This window comes from Streptomyces sp. NPDC059524 (genome assembly GCF_042749255.1).
GTDB classification, from domain to species: Bacteria; Actinomycetota; Actinomycetes; order Streptomycetales; family Streptomycetaceae; genus Streptomyces; species Streptomyces xanthii.
This window is the reverse complement of record NZ_JBHYTK010000278.1, coordinates 1-4,605: the sequence shown is the minus strand read 5'-3', so window position 1 is coordinate 4,605 and position 4,605 is coordinate 1. Positions and strand designations below refer to the sequence as shown.

The 4,605-nt window shown below is 71.1% G+C and carries 4 protein-coding genes; 1 reads left to right on the top strand and 3 read right to left on the bottom strand.

Annotated features, from left to right (window positions below; genetic code table 11):
- Positions 1-72: 72 nt before the first annotated feature.
- The 3 genes from ACFW9D_RS37925 to msrA form a co-directional block, all read right to left on the bottom strand.
- Positions 73-855 (bottom strand): hypothetical protein, encoded by a 783-nt coding sequence (locus ACFW9D_RS37925; protein ID WP_384629996.1) that lies wholly within the window; start codon positions 853-855, stop codon positions 73-75.
- Between the two features lie 167 nt (positions 856-1,022).
- Positions 1,023-2,207 carry an alanine--tRNA ligase-related protein gene (locus ACFW9D_RS37920; RefSeq protein WP_384629994.1) on the bottom strand — a complete coding sequence of 395 codons (1,185 nt, stop codon included), beginning with the start codon at positions 2,205-2,207 and terminating at the stop codon, positions 1,023-1,025.
- Positions 2,208-2,471: 264 nt separating this feature from the next.
- Complete coding sequence (msrA, locus tag ACFW9D_RS37915) at positions 2,472-2,984, bottom strand: peptide-methionine (S)-S-oxide reductase MsrA (protein WP_384629992.1); 513 nt, start codon at positions 2,982-2,984, stop codon at positions 2,472-2,474.
- A 229-nt stretch (positions 2,985-3,213) separates the two neighbouring features.
- Here msrA and ACFW9D_RS37910 point away from each other — a divergent pair, with 229 nt between their 5' ends.
- Positions 3,214-4,578, top strand: coding sequence for an FAD-dependent oxidoreductase (locus ACFW9D_RS37910; protein WP_384629990.1), 1,365 nt, complete (start codon positions 3,214-3,216; stop codon positions 4,576-4,578).
- Positions 4,579-4,605: the final 27 nt, after the last annotated feature.

Sequence of the window (4,605 nt, the reverse complement as noted above, 5' to 3'; positions counted from 1 at the left end):
AACCCCCCCCCCGCGCCCGCCGGGGCGCGGCGGGGCCCCCCGCCCCCGCCCCCACGTCCTCGCGGGCTCCGCTCAGTGCGCGCGGCGCTTCGAGGGGCGGGTGATGCGCAGGCAGACGGCACCGGCGGCGACGCAGGCGGCCGCGATCCCGGCGAGCACGTACAGCCCCTTCTCGCTACCGGACTCGGCGAGCTCCGGCGGCTTCGGGTGGTCCGTCGGCGGGGTCGTCGTCCCGGGCGGCGTCGTGACCGGCGGGTGCGTCACGGGCGGCGTCGTGACGGGAGGCGTCGTGACGGGCGGGTGCGTCACCGGAGGCGTCGTCACGGGCGGGGTGGTGACCGGCGGATGCGTCACCGGAGGCGTCGTCACCGGGGGCGTGGTGACGGGCGGATGCGTCACCGGAGGCGTCGTGACCGGCGGGGTGGTGACGGGCGGAGTCGTGACCGGCGGGTGGGTCACGGGGGGCGAGGTCGGCGGGGTCTCCTCGCCGTAGCCCGAAGGCCCCTCGTCCTCGCCACCCTTGGGCCCCTGCTCGTCGCCACCCTTGGGCCCGTGCTCGTCATGACCCTTGGGGCCCTGCTCGTCGCCGCCCTTCGGGCCGTGCTCGTCCTCGCCGCCCTTCGGACCGTGCTCGTCATGGCCCTTGGGACCCTCCGGCGCGCCGTAGCCCGCAGGCCCTTCCTGCGCGTCGTCGTCATCCCCGTATCCCGGGACGTCCAGCCCCGGACCGGCCGCACCCTGCACACCGAACGGCACCTGCGCCTGCCCGGACGTCGCCGGATGCGGCGCGTCCGAGTCGGCCACGGCGGTGGCCGTCCAGCACCCCAGCGCCAGCAGGGGTCCTGCCCCTGCCACGATGATTCCTCGAGCGGTCGGCTTCATCCGCACCACCTCCATGTCTGATGGTTCTTCACATGGAAGGATGAACAGACAAATCGGCCGTTGAGGTGTGACGCGCCGCCGGATCCACCCGCTGTCACTCACTTGGCCTCCATGATCTTCACGAGACCCACACGATGGCCTCACTCGTCGCGCAGGCTCAGCACCAGGTCGCGGGGCAGGCCGTGCGTGTCGTGGAGGTACCGGAAGTCCTCGTCGTCCAGCGGCCCCTGGAATCGAGGGCGGGCCAGGACGCGCTGCCCGCGCTCGAGCAGCCCCCGGAAGCGCCGCTCCTCCTCGACCAGCAGCCGCCGTACGGCGTCGGGCTCCGGGCCGCCGTCCTGGCGGAAGTGGTCCTGGGTGTGCCGGACCAGCTCGGCGGGCAGGTCACCGAGGGTTCGCGAAGGGTCGTCGCGCCACAGGACGGTGAGCGTGCGGCGCAGCAGCCGGCGCAGCACGTAGCCGCGACCGGTGTGGGAGGGGCGGACGCCGTCGCCGAGGATGACGACGGCGGAGCGCAGGTGGTCGCAGACGAGCCGCAGGGCCGACTCGTCGAGCGGCCACAGTGTCGGGACCAGCCCGCGCCACGGGTCGAAGACGTCGCACTCGAACACCGAGGTCCGGCCCTGCAGCAGGGTCGTGAGGCGTTCCAGGCCGAGGCCGGTGTCGACGTTGCGCTGCGGCAGGGGGACGAGGGAGCCGTCGTCGAGGCGGCGGTGCCGCATCATCACGTGGTTCCAGATCTCGACCCAGCGGTCGTCCTGCGTGGGAGTGGAGCGGGGCGGCGTGTCGCCGGTCCACAGGAAGATCTCGGAGTCGGGACCGCAGGGGCCGGCGGGGCCGTTGGACCACCAGTTGTCGTCGACGGTGAGCTCCACGGGCACGCCGCGTTCCTGCCACATTTCGAGCGAGTCCGTGTCGGGGCCGACCTGTTCGTCGCCGCCGAAGACGGTGGCGTGGAGCCGGCCGGGGTCGACGCCGAAGCCCTCGGTGAGCAGGTCGTAGCCCCATTCGAGGCTCTGCCGGCCCTCGTAGTCGCCGAGCGACCAGCTGCCGAGCATCTCGAAGACGGTGAGGTGGGTGCGGTCGCCGACCTCGTCGAGGTCGGTAGTGCGCAGACAGCGCTGGACGTTGACCAGGCGCCGGCCGAGGGGATGCGGGCGCCCCTCCAGGTACGGGGTGAGCGGATGCATGCCCGAGGTGGTGAACAGCACGGGGTCGCCGGGCGGGGGCAGCAGGGTCGAGCCGGTGACACGGCGGTGTCCGCGGTCCTCGAAGTACTCGACGAAGGTCCGTACGACCGTGTCCGTGTCGAGGTTCTCGTTCATGGGGTGTCTCCTGTGCGTCCGCGCGCCCGGGGGGCTGCGCGTAGGGGGCGGAGGCACCGGACGGCGGGCCGCTCGGTCGTCACAGGGTGGGAGCACCACACAGAGAAACACCGGCGGACCGTGTCCGGTCGCCGGTGGAAGGTGGAACGTCAGGCGGCGGCAACCGGCGAGCTGGTCGCTCGCGCGGTCGCGGTGTTGCTGCGGTGGATGACGTTCATGAGTCGACGGTAACGCGCCCCGCCGGCCAGGTCACCCGAATTTCTCTCAGGCCTCCGCACGCCGGGGCAGCTTCCAGTTCGGGCGCGGGAAGTGGCAGGTGTATCCGTCGGGGTAGCGCTCCAGGTAGTCCTGGTGCTCGGGCTCGGCCTCCCAGAAGTCGCCGAGCGGCTCGACCTCGGTGACGACCTTGCCGGGCCACAGGCCGCTGGCGTCCACGTCGGCGATGGTGTCGACGGCGGTGGCGCGCTGCGCGTCGTCCGCGAAGTAGATCGCGGAGCGGTAGCTGCGGCCCAGGTCGTTGCCCTGGCGGTCGCGGGTGCTCGGGTCGTGGATCTGGAAGAAGAACTCCAGCAGGTCGCGGTAGCTGGTGGCCGACGGGTCGTAGACGATCTCGATGGCCTCGGCGTGATCGCCGTGGTTGCGGTACGTCGCGTTCGGAGTGTCACCGCCGGTGTAGCCGACGCGGGTGGACAGCACTCCGGGCAGCTTCCGGATCAGGTCCTGCATTCCCCAGAAGCAGCCGCCCGCCAGTACGGCCTTCTCGGTTTCCTTGGTCATGCGACGCTCCCTGTACTACGTGGCACGGCTGACCTTCAGCCCCGCCCGGTGGTGTGCAACAGCGGCACCGTACGGTCTATGCCCGAAGCCCGCAGGCACCCAAGCCAGGCTATGGCATCTCATAACCTTCCCTTATGACCCCATAGAACGGACCCGCCTGCCAACTAAGGCTTGCCTTACTTTAAGATCTCTTCGAGTACCCCCTGGACCACTCGAAGGGAACCTGAACATGCCCCGCCCCCTGAGGGTCGCCATCGTCGGAGCCGGCCCCGCCGGCATCTACGCCGCAGACGCGCTGCTCAAGTCCGCCGCGGCCGCCGAGCCGGGGGTGTCCATCGACCTCTTCGAGCGCATGCCGGCCCCCTTCGGCCTGATCCGCTACGGCGTCGCCCCCGACCACCCCCGCATCAAGGGCATCGTCACCGCCCTGCACCAGGTCCTCGACAAGCCGCAGGTCCGCCTCTTCGGCAACGTGAACTACGGCACCGACATCCACCTGGACGATCTGCGGTCCTTCTACGACGCCGTCGTCTTCTCCACCGGCGCCATGTTCGACCGCGAGCTGAAGATCCCCGGCGTCGGCCTGGACGGCTCCTTCGGCGCCGCCGACTTCGCCTCCTGGTACGACGGCCACCCGGACGTTCCGCGCACCTGGGACCTGTCGGCCGAGAAGGTCGCCGTCCTCGGCGTCGGCAACGTCGCCCTCGACGTCGCCCGCATTCTCGCGAAGACCGCCGAGGAACTGCTGCCGACGGAGATCCCGGCCAACGTCCACGACGGGCTCAAGGCCAACAAGGCCGTCGAGATCCACGTCTTCGGCCGCCGCGGGCCGGCCCAGGCCAAGTTCAGCCCCATGGAGCTGCGCGAGCTGGACCACTCCCCCACCATCGAGGTCATCGTCAACCCCGAGGACATCGACTACGACGAGGGCTCGATCGCGGAGCGCCGCAAGAACAAGCAGACCGACATGGTCGCCAAGACGCTGGAGAACTGGGCGATCCGCGACGTCGGCGACCGCCCGCACAAGCTCTTCCTGCACTTCTTCGAGTCGCCGGTCGAGATCCTCGGCGAGGACGGCAAGGTCGTCGGCCTGCGCACCGAGCGCACGGAGCTGGACGGCACGGGCAACGTCAAGGGCACCGGCCGCACGACCGACTGGGACGTCACGTCCGTCTACCGCGCCGTCGGCTACCTCTCCGACGAGCTGCCCAAGCTGCCCTGGGACGTCACCACCGGCACCGTTCCCGACGAGGGCGGCCGCGTGATCGAGGAGAGCGGCGCGCACCTGTCGTCGACGTACGTCACCGGCTGGATCCGCCGCGGTCCCGTGGGCCTGATCGGGCACACCAAGGGCGACGCCAACGAGACGATCGCCAACCTGCTCGAGGACCATGCCGAGGGCCGGCTGCAGACGCCGTCCACCCCGACCCCCGAGGCCGTAGAGACCTTCCTCGGCGAGCGCGGCGTGCGCTACACGACGTGGGAGGGCTGGTACAAGCTCGACGCCGCCGAGAAGGCGCTCGGCGAGCCGCAGGGCCGCGAGCGCGTGAAGATCGTGGAGCGCGACGAGATGCTGGACGCCAGCGGCGCCTGATCCGCCACCGCCAGTACGTACGGTGCG

Coding starts and splice junctions, on each gene's coding strand:
- ACFW9D_RS37920 (WP_384629994.1), bottom strand. CDS start 2,207: ATGAACGAGAACCTCGACACGGACACGGTCGTACGGACCTTCGTCGAG.
- msrA (WP_384629992.1), bottom strand. CDS start 2,984: ATGACCAAGGAAACCGAGAAGGCCGTACTGGCGGGCGGCTGCTTCTGG.
- ACFW9D_RS37910 (WP_384629990.1), top strand. CDS start 3,214: ATGCCCCGCCCCCTGAGGGTCGCCATCGTCGGAGCCGGCCCCGCCGGC.